Origin of the sequence: Streptomyces sp. NPDC050085 (assembly GCF_044460595.1) — a bacterium.
GTDB lineage: Bacteria > Actinomycetota > Actinomycetes > Streptomycetales > Streptomycetaceae > Streptomyces.
The window spans coordinates 31,669-50,361 of record NZ_JBITJZ010000006.1 but is presented as its reverse complement, the minus strand read 5'-3'; the positions used below and the strand labels follow the sequence as shown (position 1 = coordinate 50,361).

The 18,693-nt window shown below is 70.0% G+C and carries 16 protein-coding genes; 3 read left to right on the top strand and 13 right to left on the bottom strand.

What is annotated here, in order from left to right; all coding sequences use genetic code 11:
- Positions 1 to 103 precede the first annotated feature (103 nt).
- Entirely contained in the window at positions 104 to 895 is a 792-nt protein-coding gene (locus ACIBUY_RS23310) for an LLM class flavin-dependent oxidoreductase (protein WP_365565329.1), read from the bottom strand.
- Between the two features lie 416 nt (positions 896 to 1,311).
- On the opposite strand from ACIBUY_RS23310, the gene ACIBUY_RS23305 reads away from it, so the two are divergent.
- Positions 1,312 to 1,710 carry an ACT domain-containing protein gene (locus ACIBUY_RS23305; protein WP_399153540.1) on the top strand — a complete coding sequence of 133 codons (399 nt, stop codon included), beginning with the start codon at positions 1,312 to 1,314 and terminating at the stop codon, positions 1,708 to 1,710.
- Positions 1,711 to 1,798: 88 nt separating this feature from the next.
- Here the strand turns inward: ACIBUY_RS23305 and ACIBUY_RS23300 are convergent, their stop codons facing one another.
- The 3 genes from ACIBUY_RS23300 to ACIBUY_RS23290 all read right to left on the bottom strand — a co-directional run bounded on the left by ACIBUY_RS23300 (position 1,799) and on the right by ACIBUY_RS23290 (position 4,156).
- Positions 1,799 to 2,137, bottom strand: a complete 339-nt coding sequence (locus ACIBUY_RS23300) for a hypothetical protein (protein WP_365565324.1) — start codon at positions 2,135 to 2,137, stop codon at positions 1,799 to 1,801.
- A 570-nt stretch (positions 2,138 to 2,707) separates the two neighbouring features.
- Positions 2,708 to 3,445, bottom strand: coding sequence for an ATP-grasp domain-containing protein (locus ACIBUY_RS23295; protein ID WP_365565750.1), 738 nt, complete (start codon positions 3,443 to 3,445; stop codon positions 2,708 to 2,710).
- A gap of 315 nt (positions 3,446 to 3,760) precedes the next feature.
- On the bottom strand, positions 3,761 to 4,156 hold the full coding sequence (locus ACIBUY_RS23290) for a RidA family protein (protein ID WP_365565322.1): 396 nt from the start codon (positions 4,154 to 4,156) through the stop codon (positions 3,761 to 3,763).
- A gap of 139 nt (positions 4,157 to 4,295) precedes the next feature.
- Here ACIBUY_RS23290 and ACIBUY_RS23285 point away from each other — a divergent pair, with 139 nt between their 5' ends.
- Positions 4,296 to 5,297 (top strand): helix-turn-helix transcriptional regulator, encoded by a 1,002-nt coding sequence (locus ACIBUY_RS23285; RefSeq protein WP_399153539.1) that lies wholly within the window; start codon positions 4,296 to 4,298, stop codon positions 5,295 to 5,297.
- Positions 5,298 to 5,613: 316 nt separating this feature from the next.
- Here the strand turns inward: ACIBUY_RS23285 and ACIBUY_RS23280 are convergent, their stop codons facing one another.
- Positions 5,614 to 6,465: a phytanoyl-CoA dioxygenase family protein gene (locus ACIBUY_RS23280; protein WP_399153538.1), complete on the bottom strand. Its 852-nt coding sequence runs from the start codon at positions 6,463 to 6,465 to the stop codon at positions 5,614 to 5,616.
- 65 nt (positions 6,466 to 6,530) lie between these two features.
- Here ACIBUY_RS23280 and ACIBUY_RS23275 point away from each other — a divergent pair, with 65 nt between their 5' ends.
- Positions 6,531 to 7,508 carry a helix-turn-helix transcriptional regulator gene (locus ACIBUY_RS23275; RefSeq protein WP_399153537.1) on the top strand — a complete coding sequence of 326 codons (978 nt, stop codon included), beginning with the start codon at positions 6,531 to 6,533 and terminating at the stop codon, positions 7,506 to 7,508.
- Here the strand turns inward: ACIBUY_RS23275 and ACIBUY_RS23270 are convergent.
- The 8 genes from ACIBUY_RS23270 to ACIBUY_RS23235 form a co-directional block, all read right to left on the bottom strand.
- Positions 7,458 to 7,979 (bottom strand): SAM-dependent methyltransferase, encoded by a 522-nt coding sequence (locus tag ACIBUY_RS23270; RefSeq protein WP_399153536.1) that lies wholly within the window; start codon positions 7,977 to 7,979, stop codon positions 7,458 to 7,460. The two genes, ACIBUY_RS23275 and ACIBUY_RS23270, sit on opposite strands and share 51 nt — an antisense overlap.
- 30 nt (positions 7,980 to 8,009) lie before the next feature.
- Positions 8,010 to 8,606, bottom strand: coding sequence for a class I SAM-dependent methyltransferase (locus tag ACIBUY_RS23265; RefSeq protein ID WP_399153535.1), 597 nt, complete (start codon positions 8,604 to 8,606; stop codon positions 8,010 to 8,012).
- A 27-nt stretch (positions 8,607 to 8,633) separates the two neighbouring features.
- The gene (locus ACIBUY_RS23260) at positions 8,634 to 9,017 is read right to left on the bottom strand and encodes a hypothetical protein (protein WP_399153534.1); all 384 of its coding nucleotides are present in this window, start codon (positions 9,015 to 9,017) and stop codon (positions 8,634 to 8,636) included.
- A gap of 46 nt (positions 9,018 to 9,063) precedes the next feature.
- Complete coding sequence (locus ACIBUY_RS23255; protein ID WP_399153533.1) at positions 9,064 to 10,947, bottom strand: ATP-binding cassette domain-containing protein; 1,884 nt, start codon at positions 10,945 to 10,947, stop codon at positions 9,064 to 9,066.
- Between the two features lie 912 nt (positions 10,948 to 11,859).
- Positions 11,860 to 12,405: an SMI1/KNR4 family protein gene (locus tag ACIBUY_RS23250; RefSeq protein ID WP_399153532.1), complete on the bottom strand. Its 546-nt coding sequence runs from the start codon at positions 12,403 to 12,405 to the stop codon at positions 11,860 to 11,862.
- 863 nt (positions 12,406 to 13,268) lie between these two features.
- Positions 13,269 to 14,333 (bottom strand): LacI family DNA-binding transcriptional regulator, encoded by a 1,065-nt coding sequence (locus ACIBUY_RS23245; protein ID WP_365565299.1) that lies wholly within the window; start codon positions 14,331 to 14,333, stop codon positions 13,269 to 13,271.
- Positions 14,334 to 14,438: 105 nt separating this feature from the next.
- Positions 14,439 to 16,835, bottom strand: coding sequence for a beta-galactosidase (locus ACIBUY_RS23240; protein WP_399153531.1), 2,397 nt, complete (start codon positions 16,833 to 16,835; stop codon positions 14,439 to 14,441).
- Positions 16,835 to 18,592 (bottom strand): beta-galactosidase, encoded by a 1,758-nt coding sequence (locus ACIBUY_RS23235; RefSeq protein WP_399153530.1) that lies wholly within the window; start codon positions 18,590 to 18,592, stop codon positions 16,835 to 16,837. Before ACIBUY_RS23235 ends, ACIBUY_RS23240 begins: the two co-directional genes overlap by 1 nt.
- Positions 18,593 to 18,693 lie beyond the last annotated feature (101 nt).

Sequence of the window (18,693 nt, the reverse complement as noted above, 5' to 3'; positions counted from 1 at the left end):
CCGTCCCAACCCAAGGGCGCGAGGAACAAGCAAGGCTAGCGAGAGGAGGTGCCAACACGTCCTGGCCGCAGGGGAGTTCAGGTGGGTGACCGATACGGGTCGACTAACGTGAACGGTGGATGACATCGCGGGCCGCGGCGAGCGTCGTACCAGGGCCGAGTTCGACCAGCCACCACGTCGCACCGGCTGCCACGTAGGGGGCCGGATCGGTGTCCGGCGGGAGAACCGCGGCGATGTCTCCCGTCTCGTCGCCACGCAGTTCCCTCAACGTCTCGGCGATCGCAGCGAGTTGACCAGGATGCTCCAGATTGACCGGCACGAAGCCGTCGTGTCGTGCCGCCCGCCGCAACGGCGCGACTTTGCCGGGGAAACCCGCCACCCAGACCGGCACGCCGGGACGCTGTACGGGGCGCGGCAGGAACCGGATGCCGTCGACCACGTAGTGCGTACCGAGCAGATGCACCGGTTCGCCGCTCCACGCCTGCGTGAGTACGTCGAGGGACTCGTCGAGCATGCGAGCCCGCGTCCGGGCATCGAGCTCCTCGCCCGTGCGCGACCATTCCTCGCCGAATCGGTCGTCCCCGAGACCGACACCGAGTGTGAGGCGTCCGCCGGACAACCGGTCGAGGGTGGCCGTCTCGCGAGCCACCTTGACGGGACGCCTGCGTGCCAGCGGTGTCACCATCGGCCCGAGCCGGATCCGGCTCGTCGCAGTGGCCACCGCCGCCAAGGACACCCACGGGTCGGCCAACTCCCGGACCGGCGGCCGCCACTGCACGTGGTCCCAGAGGAAGAAGCCGTCCCATCCGGCCTCCTCCGCTTCGACCGCCAGGTCCGCGACGATCCGCGGATCCGCAAGCTCGTCGAACGGGGCCAAGAAGAGTGCCGATCTCATCGCATCACCCCAGGATCGTCGACGTACGCGTCGCAAGTGACAGTGCCACAGCGCTTCTCGCGGCGCACCGGTCCGACAAGCAACTCTCGCGGCGGCGACGTCGACGTCGACCCTCAGATGCCGCGGGGCGGGATCGCGTACGGCGAGGCTGTCTCCCACGAACAGTCCTGGCGGGCCAGGCCGGTGCCTGAACCGATTGATGTTTCTCCGACCTGGCCGAGAACCTGACCTGACAGGAGACGCAGACGCAGCACAGTGGACGGCGATCCAGAAGTCCTGCTGGGACCCTTCTCCTCCCCGGGTCCGAACGCGAACAGGCGGCCGCGGACCTCGACCGGAAGCCCGGCGCCCACCTGATCGGTCCTGAGGAAGGTGACGGACGCCGAGTATCACCTGGTTTGAGTAGGATCGTCGTCATGAGTGGCGAGACTGACCTGCGGAAGTTGCTGAACGGCATGAGCCCCGAGCTGCGGCCGGGCCGCTATGTGTTCACCGTCGTCGAGGGCGATGTCCCGCCAGGCCTCACCCCCGTGGTCACCGTTGCCGAGCAGGAGGGGCTCACCCTGGTGCTCCGGCGTGAGGACGCCGACGCGGCCGGGCTTCCCTACGACTACGTGGCCGCCTGGATCACGCTGCGCGTCCATTCCGCCCTGGATGCCGTCGGACTCACCGCCGCAGTTGCCCAGGAGCTCGCCGCGGCGGGCCTGAGCTGCAACGTCGTGGCCGGATTCCATCACGACCACCTCTTCATCCCCTACGAGCGTGGAGCCGAGGCGGTCACGTTGCTGACAGACCTCGCACAACGGTCCGTCTGACCCGGCCAACTGACCTGACCGCAGGCATTCGTTGACGGCCAGGCCGGTACTCCGGCACGTCGCACTGCCGCGTGCGACACAGTGACGCCTAGAGGCTGATGCCGATGTGGATTCCGCTCCTTTTCGGGAGGACGGGGTAGTCGTCGAATCCCGGCAGGACGCCCCGGTAGGGGTGGCGCGAGCCGGCCTGGGCCTCGGGCACACACACTCCCGAACAGTCGGCGCCGCCGGCGGCCGGGTCGCAACTGTCGCGGGGATCGTCGAGGCAGGCGTAGCCCTCGGGGCACGGAAGACCTGCGAACCCGGCGCACATCTGGCCTTCGGGGCATCGTGTGGCTACGGGTGAGGCGTGGACGGCAGGGACTGCCAGGCCGAAGCCGGACAGGGCGAGGACGCCGGTCAGGACAGCGGCGCGCAGGTTGATCATCGGGGGCCTCCAGGGTTGGTCGGCGGATTGTCGTATGACTTCCAGCGAGGGCGCTCGGGTGCGTCCGGCGCGGTGGCCAGGGGGTCCCTACGTGTGCCGCCATCTGGTCGATGGCTGGGCGGGAACGACAGTGCTCGTGCTGCTGCTCGGTCGTGCGGTCGCCGCACCGATGCCCGCGCCCGCGCCGCCGAGAAGGGCCGTCCGGAGGTCGGGCTGATGGCGAACGCGTATCTGGTGGGCAGTGCCTTCGCCTCCCTGTCGGAACCGGTAGACCCCGCCGACCAGGTTCGCTGTCCGGGCGGCGGGCGGCGGGCGGCGGGCGGCGGGCGGGAGGAGCGCGGGGGAGTCGTCGGTGCCGGTGCGCCGCGGCTCAGTGGTGTGGGTGTGCCGTCGGGCGCGACGTCCTCGAACCGCACCCCCGCTCGCCGTCGCTGGTGCTGGCCTTCGCGCCGGCAGCAGCAATTCCTACGCGACTTGCGGTGCATCCACAGCGCAGTCGTCGCCGCGATTGGGCCGGCCGATCAGCAGCCCCGACGTTGGTCATCACCAACGTGTACTTGGCTGTTGTGATCAGTGCCGTTGGAATGCCAGATCTCGTGGCCGCAAGTGCTCGCGTGGCCCCGCCGCTTGCAGGACCACGTCCAGTACCCGTGCCGGATCGGCTGCGTAGGCATGCGAGAACCACGCCATGTTGGCCTCCACCACGGCCCAGCGGCGGCCTGGGCGGTACGGGTCCAGCAACTGCCCGACATCCACGACGACGGCACTCGGCAGTGTGTGCCCGGCTGCGGCGGTCAGCCGGTCGGTGAACTCCGTGATCTGGTCGGCGACCGCCCGGTCCGCGCGGTCCGCGCCGAGCGGGCAGGGGTCGAGCCGGCCGAACACTGCGTACCGGCTCGCCGTGGCGATCCGTCCGTCCAGCAGGAACAGCCGGTACTCGGCCGCGAAGGTCACCACATCGGACAGCAGCACCGGTGTTGCCGGGTCCAGGCCGGAGGACAGCCGCGAGCCGTCGGTGTAGACATCGGCCGGGAAGGACTTGTCACGGGGCGGCTTGACGAACGTCGGCCGGTCGATCGCCCGTGCGTCCGCGATGGTCCCCGCCCGTACCCGGCGGCCGGTGAACTCTTCCGGCAACCCGGTGAGCCAGCCGTCTGCCGGCTCCAGCAACGCGAACCCGAGTCGACCGGCCAGCCGCGCGCCCGCGACCGGTCCGCCGTACCAGTACGCGGGGCCGGTCAGGCCGGGCTCCTCCGCCGCCCTGACCGACATGCCTCGGCCCGCCGCCTCGACGGCCAACAGTTCCATCGTCGACGTCCGCCGCCCAGGCATGACCAGCACCGCGAGTCCCTCCAGTACTCCGCGAAACCGCCACGCCAACCCCACCGGGCCCACCACCGCAGCGGAGAATCCTCCGCCGCAGGCCCGGACGAGCGGTCCTCAAGGTCCTCAACGACACGGGGCGCCGCGACACTTGGCGACTCCGGAGCGGGAGGCCGGTGCGACGCCTCCACTTCGCGCCGGCCGAGCACGAGTTCGCCGTCACCGCGGGAATTGTCACAGAGACCGCGCGTGCTGCCCACGCCGGACCCCAGCATGGGCAGCGGCGGATGTGGCGTCATGTCAGTCGACGGCAGTGCCCTCGAGCTCGACCATCTGGCCGGGGATCGCCAGACGCGTCACGCCGAGCATGGTGGTGGTCGGCGCGACCTCGGCCGCGCCGAGTCGGCCCGCCAATACACCGTAGTGCTGGAAGAGAAGGTCGACGTCGGTCGTGTAGACGTTGAGCCGGACGAGGTTCGCGAGGGTCATGCCGGCCTCGGCGAGCACCGCCTCGATGTTGTCGACGCTCAGCGCCAACTGCGCTGCCATGTCCCCGTCGTGCTCGGGCCTGCCCTCTTTGCTCATCGCGGTCTGCCCCGAGAGGTACAGGGTCCGCGAGTGCCCGGAGACGACCTCACCCTGGTTGAAACCCATCTCGACCGACCACGTCACTGGGTTGACCGCGTTACGTTCCATTACCGACTCGCTCCGTCCATTCGGTCCGCTGAACTGCGTACGGTCAACAACGCGGCATTCGCCGGGCGTTGACGTCACACACAGCAGCGTTCCATCAATACGTGACACCCTTGGTCATGTATTTGGTTAGGGTTTTCGTATGCGCGCGGACCGGCTGGTTTCCCTGGTGCTCCTGCTGCGGCAGCGCGGTCGGATGACCGCGGAGACACTGGCTCTTGAGCTGGAGGTGTCCACCCGCACTGTGCTGCGCGACATAGAGGCACTGTCCACGGCGGGCGTCCCGGTCTATGCCGAGCGTGGTCGCAACGGCGGCTTCGCGCTCCTGCCCGACTTCCGGACAGCGCTCACCGGACTGAATCACAACGAGGCGCTCGCCCTGCTCGTGGCGGGATCGCGCCGCGGAGCCCAGTTGTTCGGCCTCGGTTCGGCCCTTGCCTCGGCCATGCTCAAGGTGGTCGACGCGCTGCCCGAGGGGCTTCGGGACACCGCAGCCGATGCGGCACAGCGATTACTCATCGACCCGGAGACCGACCTCCTCTCGCGTCCCGTGGCGGCCGAGGACGTACCCGACGCCATCGTGGCGGAGGTCCGGTGCGCGGTGCTCGCCGGCCACAAGTTGCGCATTCACTATGCGGCGGTGGACCAGGACCCGAAGTGGCGCACGGTGGACCCGATCGGCCTGGTCACCGTACGAGGACAGGGCTACCTGCTGGCCGAGAGAGCAGGCGAGGACCGCACGTACCGCTTGTCCCGGGTGCTGGCCGCCAAGGAACTCGACGAGCCCGCGCAGCGACCGGACACGATCGACCTGGACCGGGCCTGGCAGGAACGCAACGCGCGGTTCCGGTCCGGCGGCGACAAGGTTGCCGTGCTGGTCCGGGTGGACCCGAAAGGTAGGGACCACTTGGTCGGCACCGCCTTGGCCGTCTACGCGGAGGAAGCGGAGGAAGCGGAGGAAGCGGAGGAAGCCGACACGGACGGCCGGCTGCGGCTCAACGTGATCTTCCAAGACGCGAGGCACGCCGAGTGGGCTCTGTGGCAGCACGCAACCGACGCGGAGGTCCTGGCCCCGCAGTGGCTGCGCACCTCCCTGTACAACCGCGCCGTCACGGTCGCCGCCCGCTACGGGCCGTCCGACTGAGCCAATGGTTCGGGTGGGGCCGGTCACGAGGTCGGTGCCCGGGGAGCCACCGTCGCGAGCATGCTCTTCCATTCAGGATGTGTGTCGGACATTCAGGATGTGTGTCGGACCAACTTCGTCGGCCATCGGACTTCGCCGTACTGACCGAGGGGCAATCGGGCGGGGATTTCGCGGGACCCGGCAGCGCTGTGGAATCCGGTCCAACTACGTGCACCTGCAGGCCAGTTGGAGCAAGCAACCGAACCCCGCTCGCTGAGGCTCTCGCTACCCGTGGCCGCGCGTCAGCGGTCTGGTCCACCGACGGCCCGGTTGCCAGTCAGCGGGTCGCGCTCGTGTTCCGCACAGTACGTTCGTTGTTGTGCAGGCCATGGTCCATGCCCTGCTCCCGTTCCAGGCGGATCATGTCTGCCGATCGGTAGTTGAGGATGTACGCGCGCCGGTGTCGCTCGGTGCTGTTTCCGCGCGAATAGTGCAGGGTTCCGCCGCCGTGGGCGGCGCCCTCGCCCGGTGCGAGCGGTACCGGTACCGCACCTGGTTCCGCTTCCGAACAAGGACACTCGAGTGCCCCACCGCCGCTGCCGGCCGGGCGGTGCGGACGAAGAGGAGCGCGGTGCGAGCCGCGTAGGTACCACATGCAGCCGTTGTCCGGGGTGGCCGCATCCAGGGCCACCCAGATCGAGACGGCCCGGGTGTCGGGCAGGTCGACCCAGTAGGCGGCGTCCTGGTGCCACGGAGTGGGAGTGGCGGTGTGCGGCGCCTTGTCGATCAGCATGTCGAAGTCCAGAACCAGGTCGTCACCGGCCAGTTCCCTGGCCACGTTCAGGGCCCGTTCGTGCAGCGGCAGGTTCGCCAGTTCGGGGCAGAGGGCGGAGGGCCACATGATCTGGGTGATGGACTCCGGCGCCTTGCCCTGGGCTCCGGACACCTGGGTGGCGGTGCGTCCTTCCGCGCCGGCTCCCAGGTCCGAGCGTTTGGCGCCGCAGTCGATCTCGCCGCTGAGGAAGCGGTCGTAGATGTTGCGGTAGACATCGACCTCTTCGTCGGACAGGAGGGATCCCACGGGGGTGAACCCGTCGGTGCGGAACCGTTCGGACCGGGTGGTTTCGGTCTCGGTCTCGGTGTCGCCGATGGAGGGGGAGGGGGAGGGAGTACTCGAGCGAGTCGTCATGGCGGGAACCCTAGGAGCGCCTCCGGCACCTTGGCGTTGCCGTTCCTCCACCGTAAATTCTGCTCATGCCCCTGCTCACGCCCGTGCCGCCGAGCGACGCCATCGACGTGATCTCCACCGACGAGCGCACCATTGTCGACCTCGCCGATCGGATACCGGAACCGTTCATGGCGCTGGGCCGGTACCGCTACTTGCAGGCCCGCGATCCATTGCCCGTCCAGAGGCACCACGAACTGCTGGTTCTGGCCGTGCCGGTCCGTGGTGCGTTCGCCTTCGACATCGACGGAGTCGAGCACCGGGTGCACCCCGGACAGTGGCTGCGCATACCCCCGGGGCGGGCGTACCGGACCGGTGCGGGTGCAGAGCCCCGCGGCGAACTGATGTGGCTCATCGTCCGCGCGGTGACGGAGCCCGCCGGCGCCGTGCACCGAGCCGTGGAGCTGCTCGCGCAGAACACGGGGCCAGTGATCCGGACCCTTCCGCACCAGACGGAGTCGGACCTGCGGCGGGTCTTCGGTGTTTGCGCGGCCGAACGGTCCTGGATCAACGACGCGCTGACTCATCACCTGCTCAGTACCGTGGTCCTCGGCCTGGCCGCCGGCACCACTCCGGCCGGCGCGGAGGGGCGCACCTGGCCGCACCGCGCCATCGCCCACACACTCACCTGGATCGAGGACCATCTGACGGAGCCGATGGACGCGGCGGGGCTCGCCGCCCTGTCCGGCCTGTCGACCAGTCACTTCTACGAGGAGTTCCGCGCCGCCACCGGTACCAGCCCCAAGGACTACATCCTGAGGTGCAAGGCCGACCGGGCGAGGGACTGGTTGGCCGAGGGGTCGGCCATGAGCGTCACCGAGATCGCGCAGGCGCTCGGCTTCTCCTCGTCTCAGCAATTCGCCCGCGTATTTCGCCGCTACCAGCACTGCGCACCGTCCGCGATGCGCAGTGCTGGCGAGGGTGCTGGACGTTCCGCCAGGAGAATCGACCCGCAGTCAGCGGGTGCCGGCCTTGAGCAGCGGAGGCAGGAGGCACATTCCCGGTGAGGTTCGGGTGAGGAAGCTGCACCTGTTAACCGGTGTGGTCCCCGAAACCACCTTCCCGCACAGTTGCATCCGCGACTGGTGCGGGTCGATGTAGTCGAGGGTGCCGACTGCGTACGCGGCGTCGTACGGTTCGGTCTCCCGCAGGTGGCGGACGACGTCGCCGAGAAGGAAGTTCACGCCGGGTTCGTCGCCGAAGTGCTGGATGGCGCGGCGGTGCTGGGTGGGCGACTGCTCGATGCCGGTCACGCGGGCACCGTGAGCGCGGGCGACGTGGACGGCGTGGTGGCCGGGGCCGCAGCCGATGTCCAGGACGCGTTGGCTGGTGAGATCGCCGAGTACTTCGGATCCCGGTCCGACGCCTTCCCAAGGGCCCCATTGGAGGCGCTCCGGAACGGGTGGCATGTAGGCGTGGCCGAGCTGTCGCTGCCCGTACGTGTTCCAGTCCTCGGCGTTGATCTCGTGGGTGTGCATGCGGGATCCCTCCCCTTTCGGCTGGTCGTGTTACGGGCGGAGCGCGAAGCAGCAGTAGGCGTCGTCGAGTTGCGTCACGTCGGCGCGCGACCACGTGCAGGTGAGCAGTTCCTCATCGGCGGCCGTGATCTCCCAGTCGTGGGGATCGCGGTCCCGGCTGCGGTGAACGGACGTCGCCACCCAGAACGTCCCGCCCGGGACGAGGAGTTGGCGGACCCGGGCGAGGAACGCCGCCTTGTCCGGCGCCCACCGGTAGACCAGGCGGCAGGTGATCAAGGCGAAGGCGGGTGCGGGCAGGCCGGTGGGGTCGTCGTGGTCGAAGTCGTGGAGCCGGAAGTCCAAGCCGGGGTGGCCACGGCGTGCGAGGGCCAGGGCCTCGGGCGCGCAGTCGATTCCGGTGGGCCGGTGGCCGAGGTCGGCAAGGGCGTGGACGAGGGCGCCGTCCCCGGAGCCGATGTCGAGTGCGGGTCTGCCGTGTCCGACCCCGACCTGTCGGCGCAGTGCTTCGCGTTCCGGGCCGTCGATGCTCCGGTAGCGGCGGCCCGACTGCCACAGGCGTTCCCAGTAGGCACCCGCCTCGTGTCCTTCGTACGCCCGTCTCGGCGCGGCAGGGGATGAGTCGATCACAGGATTCCCTTTCGACCGGAGGCCGGATCAGACGGATTCTGGGGCGCTCGGCCCCTGGGGCAGCGGGAGTTCGGGCTGCTGGGTGTCGGCGGGAGTCAGGTCGCGATCGATGATGCGCTGAACATGCCGGGCGAAGACGGCCTCGCCGTCGGCGTTGAGGCGCATCAGCGCGACCATGCCGGTCACGATGACGTCGCAGACCTCGGCCTCCACGTCCTGCCAGGTGTGCGAGTAGCCCTTGCGGGGGTTCTGCCCCGCCGCGCCGATGGCGGCTTCCGCGACTTCCCCTGCCTCCTCTTGGATCTTGAGCAGTTGGAACAGGATGCGTTGGTCGTGCGGGAGATCGGAGTGGTCGTCGAGCAGGCCGACGAGCTGCCTGATGGCCTGCCAGGCGTTGGTCATGTTGGTCATGTTGGTCTCGTCTCGTTTCGTTTCGTCTCGGGAAGTGAGGAGAAGGTCAGCGGTCCTTGGCGAGCGCGACGAGGTCGGCGAAGTGACCGCCTGCGTGGACGAGTTCGTCGTACGTGCCGTGCTCGATCACGCGCCCCTTGTCCATCACCAGGACACGGTCGGCGAGCCTGGTGTTCTCCAGTTGGTGGGTGACGACGATCGTCATGCGTTCCGCGGCGAGGCGCTTGATCTGCATGAAGATCGCGTGTTCACCGCGGGCGTCCATCTGCGACGTCGGCTCGTCCAGGACGATCAGGGGAGTGCGCCGGTACAGGGCGCGGCCGCACACGAGGCGCTGCCACTGACCTCCCGAGAGCTCGGCGCCGCCCCACAACTCCCGGGCCAGCAGTGTGTCGAGCCGGTGGGGCAGCTTCTCGATCTCGTCGCGCATCCCGACGGCGTCGATGACGTCCCACACCGGGCCGTCGTCGTAGGTCTTGGGCTGACCGAGCGTGATGTTCTCGCGGACTCGCAGGGGCCAGGCGGCGAAGTTCTGCGGCACCAGCGCCGTGCGGCTCCACACGGAGTCCGGTGCGGCCTGCGCGAGGTCGATGCCGTCCCACAGGACCCGGCCCTTGTCCGCGAGCAGGATTCCGGAGATGGCCTTCACCAGGGTCGACTTGCCGGAGCCGTTCTCCCCGACGACGGCCAGGATCTCGCCGCGCCGGAGCGTGAGCGAGACCCCGTCGACCGCCGGTTCGTCCTTGCCGGGGTACTGGTAGACGACTTCGTCCAGACGGATCTCCTCAACGGTGTCCGGGATGGTCAACTCGCCACGCTTGGGTGCGCGTTCGCGGGCCATGTCCAGGAAGTTCTGCATGTCGGCGAGGTAGAGCGAGGTGTGGAACATCGCGGCACCGTGGATGACGAACTGGGACAGGGCCGCCAGGGTGGTCTGCACGGCCACCACCGCGGTGGCCGCGACCGGCAGCGCGATGCGGTGGGCGGAGGCCAGCCAGGCGAGCGTTGCCCAGGTGCTGAGCAGGAAGACGCCGCCCAGCGCACTGGTGACGAGGACGATCCGCAGCATTCGGGGGGCCGCGGTCAGGATGCGCTCGTCGATCCGCTCGGACAGTGCCCGGTACCAGTACGTGAGGTAGCCGGTCATGCCGTTGGCACGGACTTCGTCGCCGTAGCGGGAGTAGGTCGCCACCCAGCGCATCATCGAACGGACGTTGCGGTCACCGACGTTGAGGTAGTGGGTCTCGTAGTCGACGCGCGCGGACAGTACGGCGCCCGCGCCGGCCGGGATCACGGCGAGCAGGAGCAGCGGCAGCAGGACGGGGTGCAGCGCGGTGATGACGCTGCTCGCTGCGACCATGCGGAGCAGGGCGGACATGAACCGCTGGGCGTCCTGCACCATGAGACGGGTGCGGGTCACTCCGACCTCCGCGGCCTCCTGCCGGTCCGCGAACCCGTCCTCGGCGTACACGGCCGACTCCACGCGGCACACGGCCTCGACGAGCGCGACGTCCGCCTCCGTCAGGAGCACCGGCGTGATGCGGCCGTCGGCGTAGGAGGACAGAGCACTACTGATTCGGCCAACGAGGGCGGCCGCCGTCACCACGATCAGAGCGGGCAGGGCGGCGTGCAGCCGTTCGGACACATCTCCCGTTCCGAGCAGGTGCTTCATGGCGAGCGCGGTGAACGCGAGCAGCACGGCGGCGGCGATGCCGGTGAGCACCTGGCAGGCGAGCAGCAGGAGCACGCCGGTCCTGTCGACGGCCCAGGCCATCCGCGCGCTCTGGGCGAGCACGGTGGGAAGGCGTCGGCACATCGCCCCGAAACTGGCATCTGCCAGCGGGTTTTGGCCGTGCTTGCCCTCGAAGGTGATGGCGGCCGGGGGTGGAGGGGGTGGTGTTTCGGGGGTTGATGTCGAGGCGTCAGTCACTGTTACCTGGTCCCTCCTCGGGCCTGGGGTGCCGCACCTGAATGGCTCGGCAGTGCACGGCATAACGACGCGGCCGGAGATTCGAACGCGCTCGATTCCGGACGCTGTTGAGCCCTTGGAGCGCAGGGGATCCGGGCCGGGGAACCTGCTGCACGGCCTCTGAGAGGTGGCGCGGTGTGGCCGAAACGCCGAGGATTGAAACCCCTGTGTCGGATGGGGCTTTTGAGGTTCCGGGGCGCACCGCGTACCTGACCTGACCTGACCTGACGCGAACTCGGCGAGCCCGCCACGATGGACGGAGATCAGCCGCTGGCGCGGCGAGGCGCGGCGCGGCGCGGCGGGAGCGCGGGCGACAGCTCCCGGGCCCAGCGGCGCAACCGCGGGCCCAACGCCGAGCCTGCGGGCCGGCAGGAAGAAGGTTCAACTGGGTGGTCGAGCCTCTTCGCCGCGATGCAAGTCGGCGATCCGAAGCACCCTGCGTACGTGCTCATCACATGTGATCCCGTTGGGGGATCGGGACCGAGGACTGCCGAGTGCCTGACGAGCCGGCGTCGAAGGGATACCGGGCCTCGCAGGACTGATGACTGGGCGTCGATCCAGCGGACGCGGCTGTCGTGACCGTGCCCGTGAACCCGTGAACCCGTGAACCCGTGAACCCGTGAACCCGTGAACCCGTGAACCCGTGAACCCGTGAACCCGTGAACCCGTGAACGACCATCGCCGTCTCCAGGTCCGAGACCAGATCGGGCTGCGGCCTGAATGCGGGCCTCGAGCCGACCACGCACTGGCTGCCTCGCCGATGCGGCGAGTGCAGAGGCGGCGGTCAAACGTGCGGGGTCCTGTATCGGCTGGCGGTGCTGGCGGCATCGCCCGACAGGCTGGCCATCGAGCGCGCCACACGCCGCGTGTGGACTACGAGTTGGCGAAGATTTCCTCATTGGTCTCGAAGAGGTGCTCGTCCAGGGGAAGGTCGGGGAAGTACTCGGACTCGATCTCCCCGGTCATCAGCGCCAGCAGGAAGGTGGTGCAGGGGCCGGTGTGCCGTTCCCATTCCGGTCCGCGGCCCTCGTTGATGAGGATGGGCCAGTTCTCCGGCTTCTGTCCCGGCGTGGACAGGAAGTAGAGGATCTCACCACCCTCATCTTCGTAGGCCCAGGGAATGAGGCGGGCGCCGTCTTGGTCGAGTTCGGTGGGGCGGGGCTCGCCGCGGTCCCACAGGAGCTGGAGCGCCTCGCGGCTCTGCGTGTCCATGGAGATCAGGTCGTAGCGCGGGCGGGGACAGCCAGGGACGAGCAGCCAGACGTTCTCGTCGAAGAGGCCGCCGCCGTAGGTGTCGACCAGTTCCTTGTAGTCCTCGGGCAGTTCAGTGCCCAACTGCTCCTGCACGGCGGCCCAGTCGTGAGGGGCCACGTTGTGGGGTGGCAGAAGCTCGGTGAGACGGGTGAGCGCGGGGTTCATCAACGTTCCTCAGGGGCGAGCATGCGGGCCTTCACACGAGCTGCCCTCCGCGTGCGTCCGTGCGGGGTGCTCGTCGGCTTGTGCCGGATGCTGTCGGGTGTCGATCGTGGTTGTCCAGTGTGACCGTCGCGGCCGTCGAGGCCGTCGCGGCCGTCGCGGCCGTCGCGGTCGGATCCCTGCGAGCGATGTCCCTCCGGACAGCGGTTGGTTGTGGGGTGTCGGATGACGGAGGCATTTCGACGAGGTCGTCCTGGTAGACGATCGCGACGGCCCGCATGCCGAGCGCTTCGTAGAAGGCCTGGCCGTCCCGGTTCCTGGGTGAGCAGTGCACCAAGAGTGTTCGTCGGGGCCGGCGAGGACGTAGCCGTGATCGGTCCGGTGCTTCATGCCACCGGGGGTGCGGAACGTTCGGGGTCGAAGGGCATCGGTCAGGCTTCCTTTCAGGGCAAGCGCGGGGTCGGCCGGGCCAGACCCCACCGCCGTGATGCCCAGCGCGCCACGGTATCGGCGAGGTGGCGTTGACAGCGGTCGCGGAGACGATGCGCGGCCGTTTCGCAGCCGGGACAGTCCACCGCGCGGTCGTCAGGAGTACGCGCGGTGACGTGCACCGTGACGAGCTGTTGGACATCGTGTTTCCGCACCCGAAGGCGGTGCTGGTGGAGCAGGTGTTTGTGGAGGGTTGGCGAACGGGAGCTTGATGTGGAGTGCAAAGTCCGTAGCCGGTAGTCCGCCTTCAGGGCGGTGGCGGGCAGTACGGACGTGCGAGGCTGCACCCCGCCCTTCATGCACGACAGGTCAAAGGCCGGGCCCGCCCGCCCTCCGGAGCACGTGGCCGGGCCCCGTCGATCCGTGACACCTGAGTGTCAGTGTCGCGGAGCGGGCCCCGTGCTGCGGCGGGTGATGAGGTGGACGGGGACGACCGTCTTGGTGTCGGCCGTGGCAGGGCCGTCGATGCGGTTCAAGAGCAGGTGCAGCGCGCGTGTGCCGATCTCGGCGAAGTCGGTGCGGACGGAGGTGAGCGGGGGCAGCAGATGGGCGGCCTCGGGGATGTCGTCGTAGCCGACCACGCTGACGTCGTCGGGTACGCGGCGGCCGGCTTCGTGGAACGCCCGCAGCGCGCCGAGGGCCATCTGGTCGTTCGAGGCGAACACCGCGGTGACGTCGGCGCGTTCGGCCAGCAGGCGGCCGAGGTCATAGCCGGAGTCGGCGCTCCAGTTGCCGACCAGAGGGGTGGGGACGGTCGCGCCGGCCGCTTCCAGCGTGGCGCGCCAGCTTGCCACGCGGCGGTCGGCGGAGATCCAGCCGGTCGGCCCGGCGATGTGGTGGACCGTGGCGTGGCCGAGGTTCAGCAGGTGTTCGGTGGCCATGCGCGCGCCTGCGCAGGAGTCGGCGGTGACGAACGGAGTGCCGTCCTCGAGGTCGCTCTCCAGGACGACGAGCGGAGTGTCGAGGCGGGCTTCGGCCAACGCCTTGCCGACGTGCTGCTGAGGGGCGATGGCGATGACGCCGTCGGCGCCTTCGGCCGTGAGCCGGGCGGCGGCGCGGACGACGGTGTCGCGGTCCGCGGTCTCGACGGCGATCGAGCTGACCAGGTAACCGGCCTCCTGCGCCGCCGTGTTGATGGCGGTGAGGGTCGATGCCGGACCGAAGCGGGCCGCGTCGAAGGAGATCACGCCGAGCATGCGGGTACGGCCGCTGGCCAGGGATCGTGCGCTGCGGCTGGGGCGGTAGCCCAGGGTGCGCATCGCCGCTCGGACCGCCTCGCGGGTCTCGGGGCGGACCGCCGGGTGGTCGTTCAGGACGCGGGAGACCGTCTGCTTGGAGACCCCGGCCAGCTGTGCCACGTCGTCCATCACGGGGCGGGTGCCCGCGAAACTGCGCCGACTGCGCCCCTTGGGGGCAGGGACGTCGGCGGGGTGTGGCGGCATGGCGGGGGTTCCTCCGGCTGGCGTGGGTCGGGACACGGCCTCGGCCCGCCCGGCTGGCACACAGGATAGGCCGGGCGGGCCGGGGCGTTCGCGGGGGTGGTTGGGTCAGCGGCGGATCACCCAGGTGCGGGTCGTTGTTGCCGCGGCGCTGTGGACCGCTGCCTGCCGTCCGTCCCCGGCGCCCTCGGGCACGTACACGGGAGCGCCGGCGGCCCGGGGCAGCACCCGTACCTGCAGACCGTGCGTGCGCAGCGTCTCGGCGGGGAGCCGGTCCAGGGCGATGTCCCAGGCGGGCTGTCCGGCGTGGAACTGGTCGGCCACCAGGGTGTCGCCCACGTAGGCGCGGGCGATGTCACCGCTCCAGTGCAGGTGCAGGAGTGTGCCGTGCGGGTCGGACAGCAGGTCCTCGGGGAGGTCGATGCGGTACTCGGCGGCCGCGGACTCGAAGTACTTGTCCTCGGGAGCGCTTGCCCGGTCCAGAACTCCTGTGACGGGCACGGGGGCGGTACCCGAAGCCCGTACGAGAGTCACGGGGAGCGCGCCGTCGCGGACCGCGAGGGGTCGTTCGGGTTCGACCGTGTAGCGGGTGAGGACGCCGTCGGTGCCCGTGCGCAGCCGTGCCCCTGCGACCATCGGCGTGTGCCGGGGCGCGGGCAGGACGGCGAACGACGGTCGCGGGGCCGTGCTGTGGACGCGCACCTCGTCCGCCTCCTGGTCGAAGACGACCGAGTCGGTGGACAGCACCAGGCGTTCGGCTCCCCAGGCCCGGCCCCGGTAGGCCGTGCGCGCTGTCGTCGCGTCCAGGACGAGGAGCGCGACGCGGCCGCCGTCCGCGGTGCGTACCTCGACCAGGGCGTCGGTGCCGGGGCGCAGTCCCGACACCAGGACGCGGCCGTCGACGTGGGTGATGTCGGCGAAGGGCGCGCTGACGGAATCCACCGTGGCCGCGTCCAGGGCGAGTTCGGGGAGGATGCCGTCGGTGGCGGCGAGGACGAGGAGGGGACGCCCGTCGTCGTCGAGCCGGCACACCGGCTGGGCAGTGGCCCAGTCCAGACGCAGGCCCCCGATGTCCAGGCGCAGTGGCCAGCAGAAGTACGCGCCGGTGGGGACGGTGACGGGTGTGCTGGGCAGGGACAGCGCGTTCGCACCCTCGAACTCGACCGTGAACGCCGTGCCGGGGCGCTCCGGCAGCGGTTCGTGCGGCTGGTGGTTGTTGACGAACAGGAAGCCCGAGCCGTCGCTGTCCGCGCGGACCGCCCAGCGCAGCGTGGACCGGTCGGCCTGTCCGCTCGGCTGCTCCTCGGGCAGCACCGACTCCATGGGCGCGATGCGATGCCCGAAGTCTGCCAACAGCAGGTGTTGCAGGCGCAGTTCGTCGTACGAGGGACGGACCTGGCCGTACTCGCCGAGCGGGGCCTGGAAGTCGTAGGTGAGGACGGGCATGTCGTTGGGGTAGTCGGTGGCGTGCGATTCCTGCAGGGTGGTGAGCTCGCCGGCCGGGTTGGTGCCGCCGTGGAACATGTAGTAGCCCTGCCACACCGAACCGCAGCCGATCTTGGTGAGGCCGAGTGCGCCGATGTCGGCGGCGTCCACGCGCGGGCGCCGGTGGTAGGCGAGCGCCATGCCGCCGCCCAACTCGCAGGTGGCCCACGGGAATCGGTCCGTGGGCAGTGGGTCGCCGCCGCGTACGGTCGTGGGCCGCAGGTCGGCGCCGATGCCCTCGTCGTCGCGCTGGTGGGTGAAGAAGAAGTGCTTGCGGCAGGTGTCGGACCAGCCGGCGTCCCACTCGGTCCAGAACGTCTCGGTGTAGCCGCCGTACAACGGCAGCAGTTCGTCGGGCGGCAACTGGACCCCGCCCCACGCCGTCGACGTCCACACCGGGGCCGACAGGCCCGCCTCCTCGGCCATCCGCTTCAGGGTCAGCAGATGGCCGGGCTGGTCGTAGAGCTCGTTCTCGATCTGGATCGCGACGATCGGCCCGCCGTGGGCCCGGTCCAGGCCGCGCAGTTGCCCGGCGAGCGCCTCGAACCAGGTGCGCACGGCGTCCAGGTAGCCCGGGTCGTCGGTGCGGGGCGTCACCTCGCGGGCGAGCAGCCAGTCGGGCAGTCCTCCGTTGCGGACCTCGGCGTGTGACCACGGGCCGACGCGGGGGATGAAGTCCAGGCCGTGGCGGGCGCAGAGTTCGGCGAAGCGCCGCACGTCGCGGTCGCCGTCGAAGCGGATGCGGCCCTCGGTCTCCTCGTGGTGGATCCAGATGATGTAGCTCGCGACGGCGGTGATGCCGCCGGCCTTCATCTTCAGCAGTTCCTCCTCCCACTGCCCGGCCGGGAAGCGGCTGTAGTGGAACTCGCCGGAGACCGGGAACCAGGGGCGGCCGCCGCGCATCAGGTAGCGGCTGGTCACCTCGATCGGGTCGGGCACGCCGGGGGCGTCCGCGAACGGCAGATGGCCGGTGAGCGTGGGCGTGGTCGGCGAGGTGACGCGCAGGTGGTGACGGTTCATCAGGCGGCCTTCTCCGGTCCGAGGTCCGGGGTGGTGGTGAGCTGGGCGCGTGCGGTGGTGGTCCCGTGCAGCTCCAGCAGGACGAGGTCGTTGCGGCCGGCGCGCAGCACGGGCGCGGGGACGTACAGGGTGTGCTGGGGGCCTCGGTTCCAGTAACGGCCGAGGTGGAATCCGTTGATCCAGGCCTGGCCCTTGGTCCAGCCGGGCAGGGCGAGGAAGGTGTCGGCGGGGGTGTCCACGTCGAAGGTGCCGCGGTGGAACGCGGGGCCGGCGGCGTCGTGCGAGCCGCGCGGTATCCCGTCCACGTCGTCGAGGGGCAGCGGATGGCAGTCCCAGCCCCGCAGCGGCGTCGTGTCGAAGGTGACCGGGCCGAGCAGGCCCTTGGGCGCGCCGATGCGCGGACCGTAGTTGACGCCGCCCATGTTCTCCACCAGGACGTCGAGGGTCGCGCCGGCCCGCGGAACGCGTACGGGCAGGGTCTCCTCGTGGCGTTCGCGCTCCAGTACGCCGACGGGGGCGCCGTCGACGAACACCTGGGCCCGGTCGCCCACCCCGCCCGTGAAGTGGAGCAGGCCGTCACCTTCGGTGGGCAGGCAGGTGCGGTACAGCACGTACCCGGAGCGCAGTCCGAGCTCGTCCATGGTCGGCGGCTGCTCGGCGTACGCGAGCTCGGCCAGCGTGTCGACGTGTGCGAGGAGTGGCGTCCGGCAGGTCAACTCCACGTCGGTGGGCGGGAGTTTGGGTCCGGGAGCGGGGGCCGGCTCGTCGGGTACGGGGGCGTGGCGGGCGATGACCTCGCGGAAGGCGTGGTACTTCGGGCCGGGGTCGCCCGACTCGGTGAGCGGTGCGTCGTAGTCGTAGGACGTGACCGTGGGGGAGTAGGCGTGGTCGTGGTTGGCGCCGTTGGTGAAGCCGAAGTTGGTGCCGCCGTGGAACATGTAGATGTTCACGGAGGCGCCCGCCGAAAGCAGCCGGTCGAGGTCGGCGGCGGCGTTGGCGGCGTCGCGCACATGGTGCGGCTCGCCCCAGTGGTCGAACCAGCCGATCCAGAACTCCGCGCACATCAGGGGGCCTTCGGGCTGGTGGGCGCTCAGCTGGTCGAGGGCGTCGGTGACCCTGCTGCCGAACGTCGCGGTGGCGAGCACGCCGGGCAGGCCGCCGGCCGCGAGATGTTCGGCGTTGGCCTGGTCGCAGGTGAACAGGAGTTCCTCGACGCCGCGGGCGCGCAGCCCGTCCGCGAGGTGGCGCAGATAGGCGGTGTCGTCACCGTAGGCCCCGTACTCGTTCTCCACCTGTACGGCGATCACAGGACCCCCGGACGAGGCCATGTGAGGCAGTAGCGGGGGCAGCAGGAGGTCGAGGAAGCGGTCCACGGCTCCGGTGAACCTCGGGTCGCTGGAGCGCAGTTGGATCTCCGGATCGCTGGTGAGCCAGGACGGCAGGCCGCCGCCGTCCCACTCGGCGCAGATGTACGGGCCGGGCCGCAGCAGTACGTGCAGGCCCTCGGCGTGGGCCAGGCTCAGATAGCGCGGCAGGTCGAGCAGGCCGTCGAGGGCGAGGGGGCCGTCCGCCGCGGGCTGGTGCAGGTTCCACGGGACGTACGTCTCGACGGTGTTGAGGCCCATCAGACGGGCCTTGCGCAACCGGTCCGCCCACTGGTCGGGGTGGATGCGGAAGTAGTGCATCGCGCCGGAGATGATCCGGAAGGGGGCGCCGTGCAGCAGGAAACCGTCGGACGTCGTCGTCAGAGCGGACATGGAGAACCGTTCCTTTCGCAGAGTGAGGGGAGTGAGGGGAGTGAGAGGAGTGCGTAGAGCGCAGGACAGCAGCCGCAGAGCGTGGTGCGGTGCGGGGGGCA